The sequence below is a fragment of the Streptomyces chumphonensis genome, assembly GCF_014779715.1.
Taxonomy (GTDB): domain Bacteria; phylum Actinomycetota; class Actinomycetes; order Streptomycetales; family Streptomycetaceae; genus Streptomyces; species Streptomyces chumphonensis.
The window spans coordinates 1-410 of the sequence record NZ_JACXYU010000046.1; the positions used below are offsets into that span (position 1 = coordinate 1).

Consider the following 410-nt stretch of genomic DNA (forward strand, 5'->3'; position numbering starts at 1 on the left):
GTTGGAAGGGGTAGGTGGGGAGGTTGATGTGGTGGTTGGGGCGGTGGTTCGGGGGTGTGGTGGGGATGCCGTGGGTGGTGGTGTGGGCGGTGTTGGTGAGGAGTTGGTGCCAGGCGTTGTGGTTGCGTTGGAGGGTGCTGGTAATGAGGAGGGGGGTGTTGGTGGGCTGGAGTGCGTCGAGGGTGTCGTGGAGTGCGGGGGTGAGGATGGGGTGGGGGCTGATTTCGATGTAGGCGGTGTGGCCCATTTGGTGGGCGTGTTGGGTGGCGTTTGTGAGGTGTACGGGTTGGCGGAGGTTGGTGTACCAGTAGTCGGTGGTGAGGGTGGTGGTGTCGTGGGTGGTGCCGGTGACGGTGGAGTAGAAGGGGATGGTGGAGGGCTTGGGTTGGATGCCGGTGAGGGTGTCGTTG

Annotated in this window: 1 protein-coding gene; it reads right to left on the minus strand. The window is 63.9% G+C overall.

Annotation, left to right across the window (positions count from 1 at the left end; translation table 11 throughout):
• Nucleotides 1-410: acyltransferase domain-containing protein (locus IF129_RS25980; protein WP_191212288.1), on the minus strand; the 410-nt coding region annotated here is incomplete at both ends.